18 protein-coding genes are annotated in these 19,245 nt (G+C 32.0%); 14 read left to right on the top strand and 4 right to left on the bottom strand.

Features of this window, described 5'->3' with window-relative positions; translation table 11 throughout:
• The first annotated feature begins 371 nt into the window (after positions 1-371).
• Positions 372-1,163: a hypothetical protein gene (locus Q0845_RS12725; RefSeq protein WP_298513654.1), complete on the top strand. Its 792-nt coding sequence runs from the start codon at positions 372-374 to the stop codon at positions 1,161-1,163.
• A gap of 77 nt (positions 1,164-1,240) precedes the next feature.
• Positions 1,241-1,855, top strand: coding sequence for a deoxynucleoside kinase (locus Q0845_RS12720; protein ID WP_298513651.1), 615 nt, complete (start codon positions 1,241-1,243; stop codon positions 1,853-1,855).
• A 240-nt stretch (positions 1,856-2,095) separates the two neighbouring features.
• Here the strand turns inward: Q0845_RS12720 and Q0845_RS12715 are convergent, their stop codons facing one another.
• Entirely contained in the window at positions 2,096-2,344 is a 249-nt protein-coding gene (locus tag Q0845_RS12715; protein WP_298513648.1) for a hypothetical protein, read from the bottom strand.
• Between the two features lie 156 nt (positions 2,345-2,500).
• On the opposite strand from Q0845_RS12715, the gene Q0845_RS12710 reads away from it, so the two are divergent.
• Together Q0845_RS12710 and Q0845_RS12705 are read left to right on the top strand one after the other, a co-directional pair.
• Positions 2,501-4,990, top strand: coding sequence for a hypothetical protein (locus Q0845_RS12710; RefSeq protein ID WP_298513646.1), 2,490 nt, complete (start codon positions 2,501-2,503; stop codon positions 4,988-4,990).
• Between the two features lie 13 nt (positions 4,991-5,003).
• The gene (locus tag Q0845_RS12705; RefSeq protein WP_298513644.1) at positions 5,004-5,486 is read left to right on the top strand and encodes a methyltransferase domain-containing protein; all 483 of its coding nucleotides are present in this window, start codon (positions 5,004-5,006) and stop codon (positions 5,484-5,486) included.
• Positions 5,487-5,563: 77 nt separating this feature from the next.
• Here the strand turns inward: Q0845_RS12705 and Q0845_RS12700 are convergent, their stop codons facing one another.
• Entirely contained in the window at positions 5,564-7,858 is a 2,295-nt protein-coding gene (locus Q0845_RS12700; RefSeq protein ID WP_298513926.1) for a sodium-translocating pyrophosphatase, read from the bottom strand.
• A gap of 116 nt (positions 7,859-7,974) precedes the next feature.
• The gene (locus tag Q0845_RS12695; protein WP_298513641.1) at positions 7,975-8,502 is read right to left on the bottom strand and encodes an inorganic diphosphatase; all 528 of its coding nucleotides are present in this window, start codon (positions 8,500-8,502) and stop codon (positions 7,975-7,977) included.
• Between the two features lie 391 nt (positions 8,503-8,893).
• Between Q0845_RS12695 and Q0845_RS12690 the strand changes: the two genes are divergently transcribed.
• The 6 genes from Q0845_RS12690 (at position 8,894) to Q0845_RS12665 (ending at position 13,953) form a co-directional block, all read left to right on the top strand.
• A complete protein-coding gene (locus tag Q0845_RS12690; protein ID WP_298513639.1) occupies positions 8,894-10,675 on the top strand; it encodes a helix-turn-helix domain-containing protein in 1,782 nt (593 codons plus the stop codon).
• A 111-nt stretch (positions 10,676-10,786) separates the two neighbouring features.
• Positions 10,787-11,005, top strand: a complete 219-nt coding sequence (locus Q0845_RS12685; protein WP_298513637.1) for a hypothetical protein — start codon at positions 10,787-10,789, stop codon at positions 11,003-11,005.
• Between the two features lie 30 nt (positions 11,006-11,035).
• Entirely contained in the window at positions 11,036-11,266 is a 231-nt protein-coding gene (locus Q0845_RS12680) for a hypothetical protein (protein WP_298513635.1), read from the top strand.
• A 30-nt stretch (positions 11,267-11,296) separates the two neighbouring features.
• Positions 11,297-11,530: a hypothetical protein gene (locus Q0845_RS12675; protein ID WP_298513633.1), complete on the top strand. Its 234-nt coding sequence runs from the start codon at positions 11,297-11,299 to the stop codon at positions 11,528-11,530.
• A gap of 403 nt (positions 11,531-11,933) precedes the next feature.
• Positions 11,934-13,604, top strand: a complete 1,671-nt coding sequence (locus Q0845_RS12670) for a helix-turn-helix domain-containing protein (protein ID WP_298513630.1) — start codon at positions 11,934-11,936, stop codon at positions 13,602-13,604.
• Positions 13,605-13,710: 106 nt separating this feature from the next.
• Positions 13,711-13,953: a hypothetical protein gene (locus Q0845_RS12665; protein ID WP_298513628.1), complete on the top strand. Its 243-nt coding sequence runs from the start codon at positions 13,711-13,713 to the stop codon at positions 13,951-13,953.
• Positions 13,954-14,033: 80 nt separating this feature from the next.
• Here the strand turns inward: Q0845_RS12665 and Q0845_RS12660 are convergent, their stop codons facing one another.
• A complete protein-coding gene (locus Q0845_RS12660) occupies positions 14,034-14,285 on the bottom strand; it encodes a hypothetical protein (protein WP_298513626.1) in 252 nt (83 codons plus the stop codon).
• Between the two features lie 288 nt (positions 14,286-14,573).
• Here Q0845_RS12660 and Q0845_RS12655 point away from each other — a divergent pair, with 288 nt between their 5' ends.
• The 4 genes from Q0845_RS12655 (at position 14,574) to Q0845_RS12640 (ending at position 19,099) form a co-directional block, all read left to right on the top strand.
• Positions 14,574-16,364, top strand: coding sequence for a helix-turn-helix transcriptional regulator (locus Q0845_RS12655; protein WP_298513623.1), 1,791 nt, complete (start codon positions 14,574-14,576; stop codon positions 16,362-16,364).
• An 86-nt stretch (positions 16,365-16,450) separates the two neighbouring features.
• Entirely contained in the window at positions 16,451-16,699 is a 249-nt protein-coding gene (locus Q0845_RS12650) for a hypothetical protein (protein WP_298513621.1), read from the top strand.
• Positions 16,700-16,970: 271 nt separating this feature from the next.
• Positions 16,971-18,737, top strand: a complete 1,767-nt coding sequence (locus Q0845_RS12645; protein ID WP_298513620.1) for a helix-turn-helix domain-containing protein — start codon at positions 16,971-16,973, stop codon at positions 18,735-18,737.
• An 86-nt stretch (positions 18,738-18,823) separates the two neighbouring features.
• Positions 18,824-19,099 carry a hypothetical protein gene (locus Q0845_RS12640; RefSeq protein ID WP_298513617.1) on the top strand — a complete coding sequence of 92 codons (276 nt, stop codon included), beginning with the start codon at positions 18,824-18,826 and terminating at the stop codon, positions 19,097-19,099.
• Positions 19,100-19,245: the final 146 nt, after the last annotated feature.

Raw genomic sequence — 19,245 nt, 5'->3', positions numbered from 1 at the left:
ATTTCATTACGAAAACCACTCGAAGTGACGACTTTTGAAGTTGAAATAGAACTTGAAACGCTAAACGTCAGATTGAGTGAAATTCTGCAAGAATTTTGTATCGAAATCTACTTGGCAAAAACTCTTTAAAATATTCGTGAATTCGTGGTTAAATATTTACTACTAAAAAGCCTTTTTCCACACTTCTTTTATCACGAATTCACAAATACATAATGCTTAATTACTCATTCATAAATATATCCACAAATGATCTTTCTTACACAATTAAATCTTCAAACTAAACAGTTTATGACTAAAGAAACAGATTGCCACATTCAGGCATAAAAAAATTGTTTCATCAACTATGGCGCATTTTTTGTAATTTGCCAATCATGAAATCGCTCATTCTTTCCGTATTCCTATGTTGTTCGCTGTGTGCGTTTGGACAAAAAACCATTACAGCAACCTTGCAACATCAAGATAGCTTGGCTGTCGATCGTTTTGTAGCGATGGATAATTTTGGTGCTTCTTACGTCATCCAAAATAATATTCTGATCAAAAGAAAAGACAAAAAAGAATGGCAATACAACAATCTGCAATTGGGTAAAATTACTTCTGTAGATATTTTAAATCCACTCAAAATCACCTTGTTTTACGAAGATTTTAATACCGTGATTGTGTTAGATAATACGCTAAATGAAATCAGACGTATGGATTTCAATGTGAGTGCCGACTTTAAGAATTTAGCAGCAGCAACCACTGCGAACGATCGGAATTTATGGATTTTTGACACCAATACACAACAGTTGGAAGTATTTAATTACGTTCAAGAAAAAACGCCTGTTCAAAATTTACCAATTCCAGAAAAATTTATCACACTCAAAAGCAATTACAATTTTTGCCGCGTACTGACAGAAACGAACATATATCTGTATAATATCTACGGAAGTTTACTCTCGCAAAAACCATTGGTAGGCGCAACAGATTTTGACATGACGAATGAAGAAGTGATTTTTTTAAAGGATAAACAGCTATATTTTACGAGTAACGACGAAGTTTATCTTATAAATTTACCTTCTGACAGAATTGCTATAAAACAGTTTTCGCTTCACGATGATATCTTGTATATTTACGACGGAGTTATTTTATATCAATTCCAACTCAAAAAACCAACAAAAGAATAAATAGAACGAATATTTTTTAGAATCGATTATAAAATCCAATAGTCCGATTTTAAGCAAACACCTAATTACAGAATCACATGCACGTTGCAATTGCAGGAAACATTGGCGCAGGAAAAACAACTTTAACAAAATTATTAGCGAAACATTATAAGTGGGAACCGCATTTTGAAGATGTTGTGGACAATCCGTATTTGGACGACTTTTACACGCAAATGGAACGCTGGAGTTTTAACCTTCAGATTTATTTTTTAAATAGCCGTTTTAGACAGGTTTTACAAATTCGCGAAAGCGGAAAAAAGATCATTCAAGATCGTACCATTTATGAAGATGCACATATTTTTGCACCCAATCTTCATGCTATGGGATTGATGACAAATCGCGATTACGAAAATTACCAATCTTTATTTGAATTGATGCAAAAGTTGGTAGACGCGCCAGATTTATTGATTTATTTACGCGCCGACATTTCTACGTTGGTAGCTCAAATTCACAAACGTGGACGCGATTATGAAAACTCAATAAGTATTGATTATTTGAGTCGATTAAACGAACGTTACGAAGCTTGGATTTCCAAATACTCACAAGGAAAATTATTGGTAATTGACGTTGATAATTTGGATTTTGTAGACAATCCTGAGGATTTAGGAAGTGTCATCAACAAAATTGATGCAGAAATTCACGGATTATTTTAAGGAATACGCTTCTTAAAAATTACATATAATATTATACACTTTTTGTCACTTCGAGCGCAGTAGAGAAGTCTTAGAACTTCAAATGAATCTCGACTGCGCTCGATTTGACATATTCAAAAATTAGAATTTCATCAAACTGAGTCAAGCTTAGTTTCTCATAATAATTGTATAAGCTACAACGAGATTTTGAAATAAATTCAGAATGACAAATCATATTTTCCAAATAGCTTTTTTACTCCCCTAACAACCTGTATGACAAGTTCTACAGTGTAAAGGATCCGAAAGTGGATGTGCATCGGTGATGCAATTTCCGCACGTTTGTCCGCTACAATTATTGGAATAGGTTCCGCCACTTCCACCACCACTTCCGCCATTACAGCCATTGTCCTCAGTTTCAAATGGAGGATAGTAACCTCCACGAATGTTTGATAAATTAGAAACATCCATTTTCCCTAATGTCAATTTTGAATTCAATTTCTTTTTTTTCATGGTGTAATATTTTATGATTAATAGACACATATAAGGTAACTATTTAAAAAACAGCATGTTTTGGGTTTCGCCATAAGATATATACGCACATACATGAAAAAAAGCTGTTTTTTGACTAAAATTGTTTAATTTTCTCAAAAATCATTCGTTATTGCTATGCTCAACTTTTTAAAAGGATTTACTGACAATCATAAAAAAGCAATTGCAAAACTGTATTTACATCCCAATTTTTCTGTGTATGATCTACAAAATGAATTGCGCTCTTTTTATAAGAAAGAATTGATGTTTAAAAGAATTTCCAATGGATTTACAGTTGATATCGATATTGAAAATGTTGCGAAAAATGAAATCCTAAGAGCTACGCGTTTGCAATTTCTAAAGAATGAAAACATTGTATATGTGCTCGCCGAACAGGTTGAAATTGATCTTTCTTCGTATCAAGAAACTAAAAAAGAAGCGAATTTTGATGTACAAAAACAGGCATTTTTTAAACAACTGCAAACATATTTATTGACGTTACAAAACGATCATTTGTTTGCGCTGAAAAATGAAGAACAACTTCCTTTTGTCACTTCCGTAGATTTGGAAACGCAGAATTTCATCTTTCATCAATTGCAAGAGAAAGAATGTGTTTTGAGTATTTTGGGCGTCAGTGAAGTCAAATTGGATACTTCTGAAACGTATCCTAAAAATGCTGTTTGGTATTTTATATTAACATCAGATCGTACTTTTTTGATTGGAAAAGATACAGCACACAATTTCTTTTTAGTATCTATTTCTAGCGAACACATTTCCATTCAAGAAAGAACAGGAAAAGATTTAATTACTAGCGAAAACGTATCGTTTTATACCGAATTCATGAACGATTCTTTATATATGCAATTGTTGCCTGTCATTACCACCAACGGAAATCGTTTCAGTGTTTTTGCGGATGTTTTAGCTAAGAAGTATCACAAGAAAACAAGTCATTTAGCGTTAGCTGCTAGCCTATTTGAATTGCAAAGCACTACTTCCGATTTGTTATTGAACGAACTCAAAGCTGCTTTAATTCCGCATTTAAAACGCTTGAAAGTGGTTCCCGAGCAAGAAGAATCTTTATTAAAAGTATTCGCAAAACATGTTCCTGTTCATGAAATTTTTGGTGACAATTTAATTTGTATTGTGAAAGATTGGCAACTTCCGTTCGCAGAACAACAAAAGCTGTTGGCGATTTTACAACCATTTCAACAAAAGGAAATTGCGACGCATACCATTGCGTTTCACGAATATGTATACAAATTGTTTATTGAGCGAGAAAAGAATGCCGAATTGGTGTTTGAGTTCAATTTGAATTTTGCCAAACATTTGACCAATGCTTCCAGATTTTCGGATGCGATTTCTTTGTATAGAACCATTTATCAATCACTTCCAGATGATAGTATCACCGATTTGTTGCCAACAAAAACTACGAATATTTTTAAAGGTGAAGGCGGACGACAATTGAAAGTAGCTATTTTAGAAGCTATTTTACAGATTCAACCAGAATTGCAAGAAGATGTTTCTGAGACCATTCATCAATTGGCGGAGTTACAACCTTTAGTCGCGACTAGGATTGAAGCATTGGCCACATTTGAAAATCATCAGCAAAAAGCGGAAATCATACAAGATATTTTAAATACGGAAACATTTACAATTGAAGCTTCTCTTCATGAAAACTCATATCAACCTATAGAAAAAAAGGAAATTTTACAAGAAGTCGTTCCAAGTTGCTTTAAAGAAGCCAAAGGTTTTTTTGATTCTTTGAACAATTTTATCGCTGCTTTAAATCCGCCAGATTACGAAGCTGTAATTTCTTTTTCAGATCGTTTACATACAGACAATTATCCTGAAATTTCACAACGGATTACTGCAATTTGCAATGCACTTCAAATGGAGATTCCGGAATGCTATATTGGTCGTGGAACATATGCTAATGCTGTTATTGGTGTTGAAGGAAAACCCGATTTTTTACTTGTTGGAAATGACTTTTTAAATCCAAAAAGCATTCGTTATTTAGAACCTAATGCATTGGTGTTTTTGATAACGATCGAATTGGCACATATCTATTTTGAGCATTCAAAAATTACAGCAACCGATGTTTGGCGCGGCGCTACCGATAAAGGATTTAGTTTGGTAAATATGCTATTAACCGTACTACCGTTTGCTGGAAATATTGGTACTGTTTTCGGGAATGTATCTAATGTAGAAAAATACGGAAACATTCTGCAACGTGTAGAACAGGTAGCCAGTGTTGCCGAAAAAGGAAAAGAAATTAAGGAAATTAGCGAAAGGTATAATTTGAATCCGTTTGGTAAAAAAACTGCAAATGCAGATAGTTCTGAAAACTTATTGATTACTTCTCGTTTGATGGAAATTGTCGCGGATAAAGTCGCACTCCTTTTCTGTGATGATTTAAAAGCTGCTACAAAAGGTTTGCTGGTTGGTACTAAATTTTATGAAGACTATCATCCTTTTATTCAGGAACATGGTGTGCAGGCATTTCTAGCGCAAACAAACACGGAAGACGAATTCATTCACCAAGAACTAATCATTCGTTTGAAAAGTATGTGCAGCTTTTACTTATCTGACACCTTTGAAGCCTTAAAACAACAATTACATTCCTCTTAAAAACTGTATTCCTTTGAAAAATTTCCCTATCCGACTCGATGAACCGTATTTGGTAACTATTGAAGAAGTGGTTCAAGAAAAACTAAAACTTCTCAACTTGCAAGATGGCGATACTTTGATCGATTTAGGTTGTGGTGATGCCAGAACATTAATTGCGGCCGCAAAACTCGCTGATATTCGCTGTATTGGTTATGAAATTTTGCCCAAAGCCTTGGAAGCTGCTAAAAAAAATATTGCTGCTGCAGGACTTACAGATCGTATTGAAATTATAGAAACAGATTTTTTGAAAGCAGCTGTTTCTGAAGCAACTGCACTCATTTTATATTTAACACGCGATTCTTTAGGAAAGTTATCTTTAAAACTCGAAAATGAATTGCCCAAAGGCACCAGAGTCGTTACACATGATTTTGACATTCCTGCGTGGAATGCGGATCAAGTGATTGAATTTAAATCGAAAGAAGCATTTTGGTTTACGTTTTATGTATATACAGTGTAAATCTCAACTAAATTCATATCATTAAAAAAGCCGCAATCAAACGATTACGGCTCTTAAAAAATATAAAAAGTCGGTTTTTATAAATTTTCTTCTTTCATTGTAATTACATTCAATGCAACCTCAGCTTCATTTGCTTCTTGAACATTTACTTGAATTACATTTTTATCAACTTCTTCAGCAGTAGCTGTTTCATTTGAATGTCCTCCTAAGATTGGCGCAATTACCAATCCGATTAAACATGTTAATTTGATTAAGATGTTCATTGATGGCCCTGAAGTATCTTTGAATGGATCTCCAACAGTATCACCAGTTACAGCTGCTTTGTGAGCGTCAGAACCTTTATATGTCATTTCACCGTTGATTTCAACTCCAGCTTCAAAAGATTTTTTAGCGTTGTCCCAAGCTCCACCAGCATTGTTTTGGAAAATTGCCCAAAGTACACCACTTACGGTAACTCCTGCCATATATCCACCTAACATTTCTGCGATCGCTAAATGATCCATTCCGAATGCTAATGGAACAAAAGCAATGGCTAATGGGAATCCGATCGTTAATAATCCTGGTAACATCATTTCTTTTAAAGATGCTTTTGTAGAAATTGCCACACATTTGTCATATTCTGGTTTCCCAGTACCTTCCATAATTCCTGGAATCTCTTTGAACTGACGACGTACTTCGTATACCATTTCCATCGCAGCTTTTCCTACTGCATTCATTGCCAATGCAGAGAATACTACAGGCACCATTCCACCTACAAATAACATAGCTAATACAGGTGCTTTGAAAATATTAATTCCGTCAATTCCTGTAAAGGTTACATACGCAGCAAATAATGCCAACGATGTTAAAGCAGCAGAAGCAATAGCAAATCCTTTTCCTGTTGCTGCTGTTGTATTTCCTACTGAATCTAAGATATCAGTACGTTCTCTTACAATTGGTTCTTGTTCGCTCATTTCTGCAATTCCTCCTGCATTATCTGCAATAGGTCCGAAAGCATCAATTGCTAACTGCATCGCTGTTGTTGCCATCATAGCAGAAGCAGCCATTGCTACTCCGTAGAATCCTGCAAATGCATACGATGCCCAAATTGCTGCTGCAAATAATAATACAGACGAGAATGTAGAAATCATTCCAGTTGCTAAACCTGCAATAATATTTGTTCCAGCTCCTGTACTTGATTTTTGTACAATTTCTAAGATTGGTTTTTTACCTAATCCTGTGTAATATTCTGTTACTGCAGAAATAACTCCACCTACAAACAATCCAACTAACGTAGCATAGAATACTCGAATAGATGCAATTGTAATTGGGTTTCCATTATTTTCTCCGAAGAATTTCATTGAAATTTGTTCTGGTAACATATATGTAATCAATCCGAAACAAGCAACTGCTACTAATACAATTGATGTCCAGTTTCCGACATTCAATGCACCCATAACTTGTGCTTCTTTTGCTTCGTTATTTTTAATTTTCACTAACATGGTTCCGATGATCGAAATGATAATTCCGGCACCTGCAATCACTACTGGTAATAATACAGGTCCGATTCCGCCAAATCCTTCAACGCTTCCGCCCATATCTTTAATGATATAGTTTCCTAGTACCATTGCTGCTAGTACTGTTGCTACATACGAACCAAATAAATCAGCTCCCATTCCAGCTACGTCACCAACATTATCTCCTACGTTATCAGCAATTGTTGCTGGGTTACGTGGATCATCTTCTGGAATTCCAGCTTCTACTTTACCAACTAAATCGGCTCCAACATCTGCTGCTTTTGTGTAGATTCCTCCACCAACACGTGCAAATAATGCAATAGATTCAGCTCCTAAAGAGAATCCTGCTAATGTTTCTAACACAACAGTCATGTCATCCGTATTTGTCCATACTCCACCCATAAAGTAGTGGAAGAAGATTAGGAAGAATGCTGTTAATCCTAAAACCGCTAATCCAGCGACTCCAAGTCCCATAACCGTTCCTCCGCCAAATGATATTTTCAAAGCATTTGGTAAGCTTGTACGTGCTGCTTGTGTTGTTCTTACATTTGTTTTGGTAGCGATTTTCATTCCAATATTTCCTGCGTATGCTGAAAATACTGCTCCGAAGATAAATGCAACTACAATCATCCAATGCGTTGTTGGTACAATAAATGAAACTCCTGCAAGTGCAACACTTACAATAATTACAAATACTGCTAACAGGCGATATTCTGCGTTTAAGAAAGCTAAAGCTCCTTCGTAGATATGATCCGAGATTTCTTTCATTTTCCCGTCGCCTGCGTCTTGTTTCATTACCCAAGACTTTTTGATAAGCATGTAGATTAAGCCTAGCGCTGCTGCTGCTATTGGCATGTAAATCATCATTGATTCCATATATATTTGGTTTGATTTGTTATTTAGCGGCGTAAATGTAACAAAATCAAGCATAAAAAAAAACCTTCTAAATCGATTTCGAAGGCTTTTTTAAGTTTTATGATATAATATTTTTATTATATCGTGAAGTCGCCGTTTGTTTTGTGTTCACTTGCTTCATAGCGCGCAACACATTTATCTACAATTTCATACGCTTCTTCGGCATTTCCCCAACCACCAACATCAACTTTCTTTTTCTCTAAGTCTTTGTATACTTGGAAAAAGTGTGTGATTTCTTTGATTCTATGTGGATTTAAGTCTTTGATATCTTCATAACTGTTCCAAATTGGGTCACTTACAGGTACACATACTATTTTTTCATCAGGCCCTTTTTCGTCTGCCATGTGGAATACGCCAATTGGCTTTACTTCCATTACACACATTGGAAACGTAGGTTCTGTTCCTAAAACTAGTACATCTAATGGATCTCCATCCAATGCTAATGTTTCTGGGATAAAACCGTAATCTCCAGGATACATCATAGAAGAAAACAACATTCTATCGAATCGAATCTTCTTTAAATCAAAGTCATATTCATATTTATTTCTGCTTCCTTTTGGAATCTCAATCAGTGCATCAAAAGTTACTCTTTCTTTCGCTGTCATATCGTCAATTATTATGCATTTTTTTAAAATGGGCTGCAAATTTAGGCAAAACACTTTGACTGACCAATGAAGAAGGATTAATATTTTATTACGTTACCATCATTATTAGGTAATAATCTACTTTTTCTTTGCTCAATTTAGCTATAGTTGTTTTAATTCTATTTCAATGAACTATTGAAAAGAAATAAAAATCTTTCGAAAGACTGTAGATAAAAAGTCTGCATCTGGTAGCTTCTCTCTTTTTTTACTTAGATTTTTGTGGTATTTTTAGTAAAAAAATCGTTGATCCTCCATCATTTGCTATAAGTATGCGTTGTTGCATTTCGATTTCTTTCAATTTATTATTGAACTTAAAAAACTAGTATTCATAAATTTTATGTTGATTTCCCCTATGATGAAAATGTACTTTCTGGTCATTTTCTTACTGACAGGATTTTGTTTGTCGGCTCAAGAAAATACATCTCAAGTTCCCGATTCTTTAAAAAACAAATCCTTTGAAGAGTTAAAGGAGCAATTTTACAATTACGAATATCAAGATTTAATCATTACACAAACGTATGCACAAGCAATGCTTGATTTAGCAATACAACAGAACAATGCATCTCAAATTCATCAAGCTGAACATTATACTGCTAGAGTTTCTACATCGTTAGGAAAAAAAGACAAAGCATTAAAATTTATAAAGAAAGCGCTTCAGCACAGTCAAGAAGCAAATGACAGCATTTATATTATAAAAAATTTATTTTTGAATGGTAAGATTCATGCAGATTTTGGAGAGTATGAAAAAGCCATTGAATATTATGTAATTGTATGCGATTTGCTAAAGGATGATCCTGATCAAACAAAGTTTCACAGGATTTCTCACAATATTGCGCTTATAAAAAATCAGATTGGTGATATAAGAAATGCTATAGAAATTTCTAAAAAAAATCTAACCTATTTTCAATCTAAAGGAGAAACTACTTCTTATTACGATATTATAAATGGTTATATGGTTTTAGCTAGTGCTTACAGTAAGCTTGCCATTAAAAATCAAAATAAATCTAGATTCAAAAAAGTATATTTAGATTCTTCTTTACTGTATACAAATGAAGGTATTCAAAAATCTTTTAAACACAATGATAAAGAAGCATATGCTATGCTTTTAATGAATAAAGGAATTAATTATTATGAACTTGATAAATACAATGAGTCACTAGAAATTTTAAAAGATGCTGAGGAAGAAAGCATTGATCAAAAATTACTAAAAGAAATTCCTTTGATTTACTTATATCAAGGAAAAGCCTATTATAGTTTGCACCAATACGATTTGGCGATTGTACATTTACAAAAAGCATTAGAAGCTTCTGAAAATCAAAAAATAGACTTTCCTTTTTTACAAGAGATTTTATATTTATTAGGCGAATCGTATGAGCAAGTTGGCGATACAAATAATGCCATAAAATACTTTAAGCTTTTTTCTAAAAAGGATCAGCAAAATGATTTACTCAAAGACGAAACTACTAAAACACTTTATGAAAAATACGACATTCCTTCTCTTGAAATGAAAATTAAAAAACTAGAAGAGGAATCTAGTAATATGGGCACTAAATACGCGTATGTAAAATATATTGCTTGGGCGCTAGTGTGTGTGTTATTGATAATTGTATTCTTTTATACGAGAAGACAATATCAATATAAAAAGCGCTTTGAGAAATTGTTAGTTCAGATAAATACTTTAGAAAAAAAGCAACAAGAAACAGTACAGGTAGAAGATTCAAAATTAGAGATTCAGACAAAAGAAATTACAAAAAAACAGCCAAAGATTGCGGATGAAAAAGTTGTGGAGATTTTGAAGCGTTTGAAAAGGTTTGAAGAAAAAGAACAATTTTTAAGCAATAAGTGCACGCTGAATTATGTTGCCAAAAAAGTAAAAACTAACAGCACTTATTTTTCAATTGTTCTTCAAAAACATAAAAATAAAAAGTTTGTACAATACATTACAGATTTACGTATAGAGTACGCTTTACAACGATTGAAAAACGATGGTGTATTTCGTTCCTTTGATGTTAAATCAATTGCTCAAGAAGTAGGATTTAATACTGCAGAATCATTTTCAAAAGCGTTTAAAAAACGCACAGGCATCTATCCTTCTTTTTACATCAAAAGCCTTGAAAAACTGAAAGATAACTAAATAAAACACACGTCTGTTTTTTAAAAAACCGACATATTTTCTTTGGATAAGAGTACTTTTTAAAAGTATTTTAGGTACGTAACTTAAAAGACACATTAATTAGTAATTATTATGAAAAAACAAAGAAAACTGTTATTGAAAAGAGTAAACATTGCCCCAATTAATCAGCTTCAATTTATCAAAGGAGGTGGCGGAGAAACACAGAATCCTCTCAACAATTGTGTTTCTGAACAAACAGATCCAATAGCTACTTGTGTAGCCTCTGTAGACATGGTGGAAACCTGTAAAGGTTGTAAAACAGGAACTACTAGAGGAAATGGTTCTATATAATTTATTAGTAAACTAAAAATAATTGTAATTATGAAAAAACAAAGAAAACTATCATTGAAAAAAATAAATATTGCTCCTATTAATTATTTGCAAATTATACGAGGTGGTTCCGATGAAACAATTGCTCCGAATGAAGGCTGCCTTTCTGAAGAAACGGACGTAAATACTTCTTGTGAAGCTTCTGATGGAAGGACAAATTGCTCACCATCTGATGATACTTCCGTTCCTACCATAACCACTAGAGGGAATGGCTCTATATAATTTATCCGCAAACTAAAAACAATTGCTATTATGAAAAAACAAAGAAAACTATCATTAAAAAAAATAAATATTGCTCCTATAAATTATCTACAAATTATACGAGGTGGTTCCGATGAAACGATTGCCCAAAATGAAGGGTGTCTTTCTGAAGAAACTGGCATAAACACCTCTTGTGAACCTTCTGCAGTTAAAACAAATTGCTCGCCGTTAGATAGCGATTCTTGTCCTCCAACTGTTACCACAAGAGGAAATGGGTCTATATGATTTGTATAGCATAAGACATACAAACACTGTCATGTAATGTGATTGTAGCATTAGTAAAACTCAATTGTTGACTAATGCTGCAATCTATCATAAAATATTCCCTACAACACTACAAACTTGCACTCAACACCTATAAATTCTCGGATACTTTTAATTTTTATAAGTCTTGAAACATTCTATATAACTTTCCTACAACTTCTTAAAAAACTTAGTTCCTCAATATTTTATTAGATTTGCATAATTATTGATGTAACATTATACTGATTCCTACCACATATAATGCATCAGTGTTTAATTTCATTCTCAATATTTATTTTCATATTCTAATTTCATGCAGTTTTCATTATCCCCCAAATTTTTATTTCGATTTTTACTTTTGTACGCATGTGTTTTTTCTACAACTGTGTTTTCTCAAGAGCAAAAGAGCGATTCGTTACGCGACTACTCTTTTAACGAACTATACAATAAGTTTAATACCTCTTTATTTAAAAACCCTTCACTAGCAAGAGTATATGCCGAACAAGGACTTTTAATCTCTAAAGAGAATAATAACACTGCTACAACTATTGGTGCTTATAATATGTTTGCTAAACTTGAATCCGAGCTTGGAAATACGGATAAAGCATTTGAATATATAGATAAAGCTATTTCTTTAGCTAAACAAGATTCCAAACTAATAGCTTCAGGAATATACTCGAAATTTACAAAAGCAAATATTCTTTTTTCTACGGGGCAATACAAAAAAGCTTTTAAAAACTATACTGTTGCTTATGATTATTATAAAAAAGAAGAGCAAGAATATCTCATGAATGTGATTTCTTCCAATATTGCTTTAATCAAAAATAATCTTGGCGATCACGAATCTTGTATAGAAATACTTTCAAAATGTTTACATCATTACGAAAACACTCCAAAAATAGAACGAAGTGACAATTTTTCTCGTGATTTCAGACCATCTTGCTTATTAGGAATTAGCAGCGCTTATGTAAAATATGCCATCAAAAGTCCTAGCAAAAAAGACTCTTTATTAAATATTGCTGCTGATTATAATAGTATAGGGTTTAAGGAAGCCATTGAAGAAAAAAATAAATCTTATGAAATTAGTTTTATAATCAATGCTGGAATTATAGAAGAAGAACGAGGAAATTATGATAAAGCACTTATTGAATTAAATACAGCTTCTTCAAAAATACAAGACTATAAAGAACCAAGTTCGTTGACGGCTTTATATTATTATAAGGGTCGAAGTCACAAAAAATTAAATGAATTGGATGCTGCTATTAAATATTTTAAAAAAGCAGATTCTATCTCGACAAAAAATAGCTCAAATTATCGAATGCTTCAAGGAGCTTATTATTCGCTAATTGGAATATATAAAGAACTTAATGATACAGATAATGTATCAAAATATCAAAATTTATATATAGAAAATCAACGTATTAATGCACAAATTTCACAGGAAGTACGAGACGACATTCACAATATATACGATTTAGATATTCTAGATGGTGAAATATCATATATCAAAAAATCAAATAAAAAGGCCATGATCGTGATTGGCTTATTAGTAATTGTATTGGTTGTATTTTTTCTTTTTTACAGAAAACAGAAACAGAAAAACAAAGTTGCCTTTGATAAATTGGTAAAACAACTTGAAGAAAAGCAATCATTCAAAATAACTAATGAAAAAACTAAAAATGCTATAACTATTGATGATGAGAAAGTGATCCAAGTTTTAAAAGCTTTGGAGAAGTTTGAAGAAAAAGAATGGTACAGAAATAAAAATTGTGATTTAGCATTTGTGGCTAAAAAAGCAAAAACTAATAAGACGTATTTATCTAAAATAATTCACGAACACAAACAATTAAAGTTTATTGATTATATCAGAAATTTACGAATCGACTACGCATTAGAACGATTGAAAGACGATCCTGTTTTTCGCTCATATGACATTAAATCAATTGCGGAAGAATCTGGTTTTAAGTCTTCCGATATGTTTTCCAGAGCCTTTGTAAAAAACACAGGGATTTACCCATCGTATTATATCAAAAATATCAATAAAATCAATAGCTAAGAAGACATTTAAAGATGCTACAATTGTCGTATTGTAGTTATGTTTCTTTTGTGAAAATTGGTCAAACTCTTATTTTCACACTCAAAATTTTTAAAACTATATCGCAATGAAGAAAAAACGTAAATTAAATTTAGGGAAGAGTAAAATAGCAAGTATGAATACTTTATATAAAATTAAAGGTGGACTTACATTAGGCTGTAATACTGATAATACATGTCCTAAATCTGATCCATGTATTGATGAATTAACAGAAGAATGTACTACGTATGTAGAAACTGACTGCGTAACCTTAACAACAAAACCTGCAACTAACGATTGTGGAGGATTTCCAACTGGCGCTTGTGGTTAATAAATTGCTTATTAAAAAAATAGAAGCCTGCACTCCCAATGCAGGCTTTTTTAATACCCTAAAACCTAATTACCGCGTTGTTAGCAAAGAACTTCTGAAAAGGTAGGAACGGTACAACCTTCTTGGTTTGTGTTACAGTCTGCTGTTAAAACATTTCCTGTTCCTCCACAAGTGTTTGTTGGGCACGCTGTATCATGTGTTGGACAACAAATTCCATAAGGTACACAAGAAATTGTGTCTAATTGTTTTGATCCACCGTAAACGTTTTGTACTCCACTTAAGTTTGATACTGATTTCTTGTTTAACGAAAGATTTGTTAATTTTTTCTTCATAATATTTGAGTTTTAATTCATATTTCTGGAACCAAAACTATGTGCTAAAAACGGCCTATACAACTAAAGCAATCTACTATTGGACAATAGTAGGTTCTCTATTTCATCAATATTTGCAGCGGTACAGAAGTATTTCAAAAAAAATTAAAAAAACCCTATCTAAAATTTAATTGGGTTATATTTTATTAGATTTGTATGATTATTGATGTAACAATATACTATTCCCCATTACAAATAATATATCAAGAGTTTAATTTCACCATCAATATTTATTTACATTATAATTTTATGCGCTTTATAATTCCTCCAACTTACTTAAGGCTATTATTGCTTTGCTTCCTGTATGTTTCTACACAAAATTTATATGCCCAAGAACAAGAAATTGATTCGTTGGCTAAGTATTCTAACGAAGAACTTATCCAAAAATACGATCATTTTTTATACGTAGATATTCACAAAGCAGGAACGTATGCTAATCGAGTATTTGAAAATGCTGTAAAATCTAAAGATCAAGAAGAATTACATCAAGCATATAAACGAAAAGCCATTTTAGAAAGTAAGTTCGGAAATTATGAGAAAGCTATCGAGTCTATTGACAAAGCCAAAATAATTGCAATTGAAGAACTAAAAGATTCATTTTTAGAAATTAGTTGTGTCTATTTGAAAGGTAAGATTTCTTATGAGTTTTCAAAATATGATGAAGCTTTTGAGCATTACACAACAGCTCAAGAATTTTATAGTGTCAATAACAAGTTTATGGCAAATATAACCTCGCATGCGATTGCATTGATTAAAAATGAGCTTGGTGACCAAAAAGGAGCCATTAAAATATTAAAGAAAAACTATAAAGCCTATAAAGAAGAAGCTGCTAACGGAAAAAAACTTAAAAACTTCAGTTCTTCCTTTCAAATAAATACGCTTCTAGCAATATGCGACACCTATATCCGATTTGCTATCGATAATGATGATATCATTGAAAAAAAGACATATTTAGATTCTGCACTAACCTACAATCAAATAGGATTTAAAGAAGCTAGTAAAAAAGGTAATAAGAACATAATTTCTCTTTTTATTGCAGAAAAAGGAATCATAAATACTGAGTTAGGAAACTATGAAGAAGCCATTGAACTCATTAATACTTCCACCGATGTAATCATAAAAGAAGGCATTAAAGGTTGGCTTCCATCTTTATTTTACTACAAAGGGCTTACCTATCATAAACTTGCAAATGATGAGAAAGCTATTCATTTTTTAAAAAAGGTAGATTCTGTTTCTCAAAAAAATGCAGCCAACTATCCGATACTCCAACGTACTTATTATCTGCTTAGTAAAATTTATAAAGGGAGAAATGATATAGAGAACAAATCGAAATATCTAGATCTTTACATGGAAAATGATCAAATTAACGAACGTATTACAGGAACTGTTCGAAGCGATATTCATGAGAAGTATGATATTAAAAAACTAAATGAAGAACTTAAAGAACTGAATTATACTAATGATGAAAATGAAGCAAATTACAATACAGCTTTGATTATTATTTTCATATTAGCCTTTCTTTTTATCATCTATTGGTTTTATAATAAAAATAGGCAACAGCAAAACAAAGCGAAATTTGATCAACTTTTAAAAGAACTAGCCAAGAAAAAAGAAGCTAGTCATGCTACTGTAAAAAAAGAAAAAGAAAAATCTACGCTAACGATCGATGAGGAAAAAGTACAGCAAATTCTCACTGCTTTAGCTAAATTTGAAGATAAGAAACAGTTTTTGGATGTGAATTGTGATTTGGCTTTTGTGGCCAAAAAAGTAAAAACGAACAAAGCTTATTTGTCAAAAGTAATTCATTCCGAAAAGCAGCAAAAGTTTATTCAATACATTACAAATTTACGAATCAATTATGCCTTAGAAAAACTAAAAGAAGATAAGCTTTTTCGCTCGTATGACATCAAGTCTATTGCTTTAGAATTGGGTTTTAAATCGCCCGATTCGTTCTCAAGAGCCTTTAAAAACAAAACAGGCATCTACCCATCGTATTATATCAAAAACATCAATAAAATCAATATCTCAGAAGACATATAAGAGCCTTTAATTCGATAATTAAAGGTCATTACGTTTTGTTTTCACACATTACCCAACTACTTTCGAACCCTCTAAAACATATTGTCATGAAGAAACAAAAAAAATTAAATTTAGGAAAGATTAAAATTGCTGGAATCAATAATGTAAATTCATTATTTGGAGGAGCAACAACTGAATGTCAATCTACCGATACGGAACCCGCAGAAGCTTCTTGTGGATGTACACAGCCACATGTAAATACTTGTGGTCCATCTACACCTGCAGATACTTGTGGAACTTTACAAACAGTAGCGGAAACTGATCGTTGTACAGACACAAGGGCTCCAAATTTATAATAAAATTTCCCTTAAATTAAAAATTAAACAAAAGCTTGTATTTTATAAATGCAAGCTTTTGATTTATACAAAAAAGCCAATAGTAAATTATCCTCTGTATTTACACAGATATTGAAGCTTATATAAAAGTTTTAAAAAAGTATTTTCAAAACACAATTAGCCAATATTTTGTTAGATTTGTATGATTCTTAGCCGAATTTATAGCTTTTTCAATTGTTAGTAACATCCGTTACATTCAATCGAATATTCATATTTTACATTTTATTTTTTTATGCGCTTTATAATTCCTCCAACTTATTTAAAGCTGTTGTTGCTTTTATGCACTTACATTTCAACATATACTTTATATGCTCAAGAACAAGAAATTGATTCGTTAGCACAGTATTCTTATGAAGAACTAGACGATCTTTATTTAAAACATTTATATGACGAGTCTGGAAAAGCAAGAATATATGCTGATAAGCTTTTTCTAAACGCAAAGAAAAGTAATAATCAAAATGATTTATTTGAGGCTAACAGAAGATACGCCGTTTTAGAAAAAAATCAAGGGAATTATCAAAAAGCATTAGACTATTTAAGCATCGCTAAAAATATTGCCACTAAAGAATTAAAAAATAAAAGTCTAGAAACACTTTGTGTATTTTTAGAAGGCCAGTTCTCTTATCAACATGGCAAATATGAAGAAGCTTTTGAATACTATAATAAAGCATATGATTTTTATAATCGCAATAATGAATATATGACTTATATGGTCTCACATAATATAGCATTAGTGAAAAATGTTTTGGGAGATCAAAAAGGTGCTTTGAAAATTTTATTAAAAAACTACAATGATTTTAAAGCTGCATCGGAAGAAGAACGCAATTATAACTTCAATCGTTACTCTTTCTCAAACACATTAATGGCATTATCCGATACTTATCTAAAGTATGCATTAAAGGAAAATATAACAAATCGTAGTTTGCTTGATTCTGCCGACATATATATTAACCTTGGTCTAAAGGAATCTAAACGAATTAATGATGATTTAGGATATACTTCTTTCTTGACAGGGCAAGGAATTTTAGCACATGAGAGAGGAAATCAGCAAGAAGCACTCTCTAAATTGGCTACTGCAGAAATACGAGCCATTTCTGAAAAGAATAAAACTCAATATCCAAGCATATACTATTATACAGGTATGAGTTATAAAAGTCAGAATGATTATGATAATGCAATTAAATTTTTACGAAAAGTCGATTCTGTATCTCAAAAAAATGCTATAAATTATCCTTTACTTGACAAAACCTATCACACACTTATAAATCTTTATAATAAGAAAGGTGATAAAGAAAATGCTCTAAAATATTGGAGTGCATTTGAAGAAAATAATAGAATTAACGAGCATGTTTCTAAAAATGTCAAAGATGCTATACATAGAGATTATGATATAAAAGAATTAGAAACATTAATTGATCAATTGGCTTCTTCAAAAAAAGCTAATTATAATGCTGCATTAGTAATTATAATTACATTGTTATTGCTTTTCCTTATTTATTTTTTCTACAGTAAAAACAAACAGCTACAGAACAAAATAAAGTTTGATAAACTATTAACTGAATTAGAATCTAAAAAAGAAGAAATTCCTATCACTCAAGAAAAAGGAAAATCAACTTTAACAATTGATGAGGAAAAAGTACAACAAATCCTTGCTGCTTTAGCTAAATTTGAAGATAAAAAACAGTTTTTGGATGTGAATTGTGATTTGGCTTTTGTGGCTAAAAAAGTAAAAACGAACAAAGCTTATTTATCGAAAGTAATTCATTCCGAAAAACAGCAAAAATTTATTCAATATATAACCAATTTACGAATTAATTATGCCTTAGAAAAACTAAAAGAAGATAAGCTTTTTCGATCGTATGATATCAAATCTATCGCTTCCGAATTGGGTTTTAAATCACCTGATTCGTTCTCTAGAGCTTTTAAAAACAAAACAGGAATCTATCCATCGTATTACATCAAAAACATCAATAAAATCAATACCTCAGAAGAGATTTAAGAACCTTTAATTCGATAATTAAAGGGTATTTTGTTTTGTTTTCACACATTACCCAACTACTTTCGAACCCACTAAAACATATTGTCATGAAGAAACAAAAAAAATTAAATTTAGGAAAAATTAAAATTGCTGGTATTAACAATGCAAATGTCATCATTGGAGGAGTAGAAACTGCTGCTGGATGTAATACTGTTGATCATCAAACTTGTAATTGTAATACTAATGAACAAGGATGTCACACACAACGTTACTGCGATACTGATGTAGCAAATACATGCGGAACTACATCACATACAAGACCAGAAAGTGATGCTTGCTCTAATAGATGTGCAGGCGCTAGCCAAAATGGTGAAATTTGCTAAAACATTTTTCCATATTAACACACAAAAGCGCATCAACTATTTGATGCGCTTTTTTTATCGTCCGAGTCTATTCCCCCAAATTGTAACGAACGATTTTTATGTTTGTAATCGGTTATAAATTATGAGGTAAAACTAGGTTGAAAAAG

Origin of the sequence: uncultured Kordia sp. (genome assembly GCF_947489565.1) — a bacterium.
Lineage (GTDB): Bacteria > Bacteroidota > Bacteroidia > Flavobacteriales > Flavobacteriaceae > Kordia.
This window is presented reverse-complemented; position numbering and strand designations above follow the sequence as displayed.

Coding starts and splice junctions, on each gene's coding strand:
- Q0845_RS12640 (WP_298513617.1), top strand. CDS start 18,824: ATGAAGAAACAAAAAAAATTAAATTTAGGAAAAATTAAAATTGCTGGT.
- Q0845_RS12685 (WP_298513637.1), top strand. CDS start 10,787: ATGAAAAAACAAAGAAAACTGTTATTGAAAAGAGTAAACATTGCCCCA.
- Q0845_RS12665 (WP_298513628.1), top strand. CDS start 13,711: ATGAAGAAAAAACGTAAATTAAATTTAGGGAAGAGTAAAATAGCAAGT.
- Q0845_RS12660 (WP_298513626.1), bottom strand. CDS start 14,285: ATGAAGAAAAAATTAACAAATCTTTCGTTAAACAAGAAATCAGTATCA.
- Q0845_RS12675 (WP_298513633.1), top strand. CDS start 11,297: ATGAAAAAACAAAGAAAACTATCATTAAAAAAAATAAATATTGCTCCT.
- Q0845_RS12715 (WP_298513648.1), bottom strand. CDS start 2,344: ATGAAAAAAAAGAAATTGAATTCAAAATTGACATTAGGGAAAATGGAT.
- Q0845_RS12710 (WP_298513646.1), top strand. CDS start 2,501: ATGCTCAACTTTTTAAAAGGATTTACTGACAATCATAAAAAAGCAATT.
- Q0845_RS12720 (WP_298513651.1), top strand. CDS start 1,241: ATGCACGTTGCAATTGCAGGAAACATTGGCGCAGGAAAAACAACTTTA.
- Q0845_RS12645 (WP_298513620.1), top strand. CDS start 16,971: ATGCGCTTTATAATTCCTCCAACTTATTTAAAGCTGTTGTTGCTTTTA.
- Q0845_RS12650 (WP_298513621.1), top strand. CDS start 16,451: ATGAAGAAACAAAAAAAATTAAATTTAGGAAAGATTAAAATTGCTGGA.
- Q0845_RS12695 (WP_298513641.1), bottom strand. CDS start 8,502: ATGACAGCGAAAGAAAGAGTAACTTTTGATGCACTGATTGAGATTCCA.
- Q0845_RS12690 (WP_298513639.1), top strand. CDS start 8,894: ATGATGAAAATGTACTTTCTGGTCATTTTCTTACTGACAGGATTTTGT.
- Q0845_RS12700 (WP_298513926.1), bottom strand. CDS start 7,858: ATGGAATCAATGATGATTTACATGCCAATAGCAGCAGCAGCGCTAGGC.
- Q0845_RS12725 (WP_298513654.1), top strand. CDS start 372: ATGAAATCGCTCATTCTTTCCGTATTCCTATGTTGTTCGCTGTGTGCG.
- Q0845_RS12655 (WP_298513623.1), top strand. CDS start 14,574: ATGCGCTTTATAATTCCTCCAACTTACTTAAGGCTATTATTGCTTTGC.
- Q0845_RS12680 (WP_298513635.1), top strand. CDS start 11,036: ATGAAAAAACAAAGAAAACTATCATTGAAAAAAATAAATATTGCTCCT.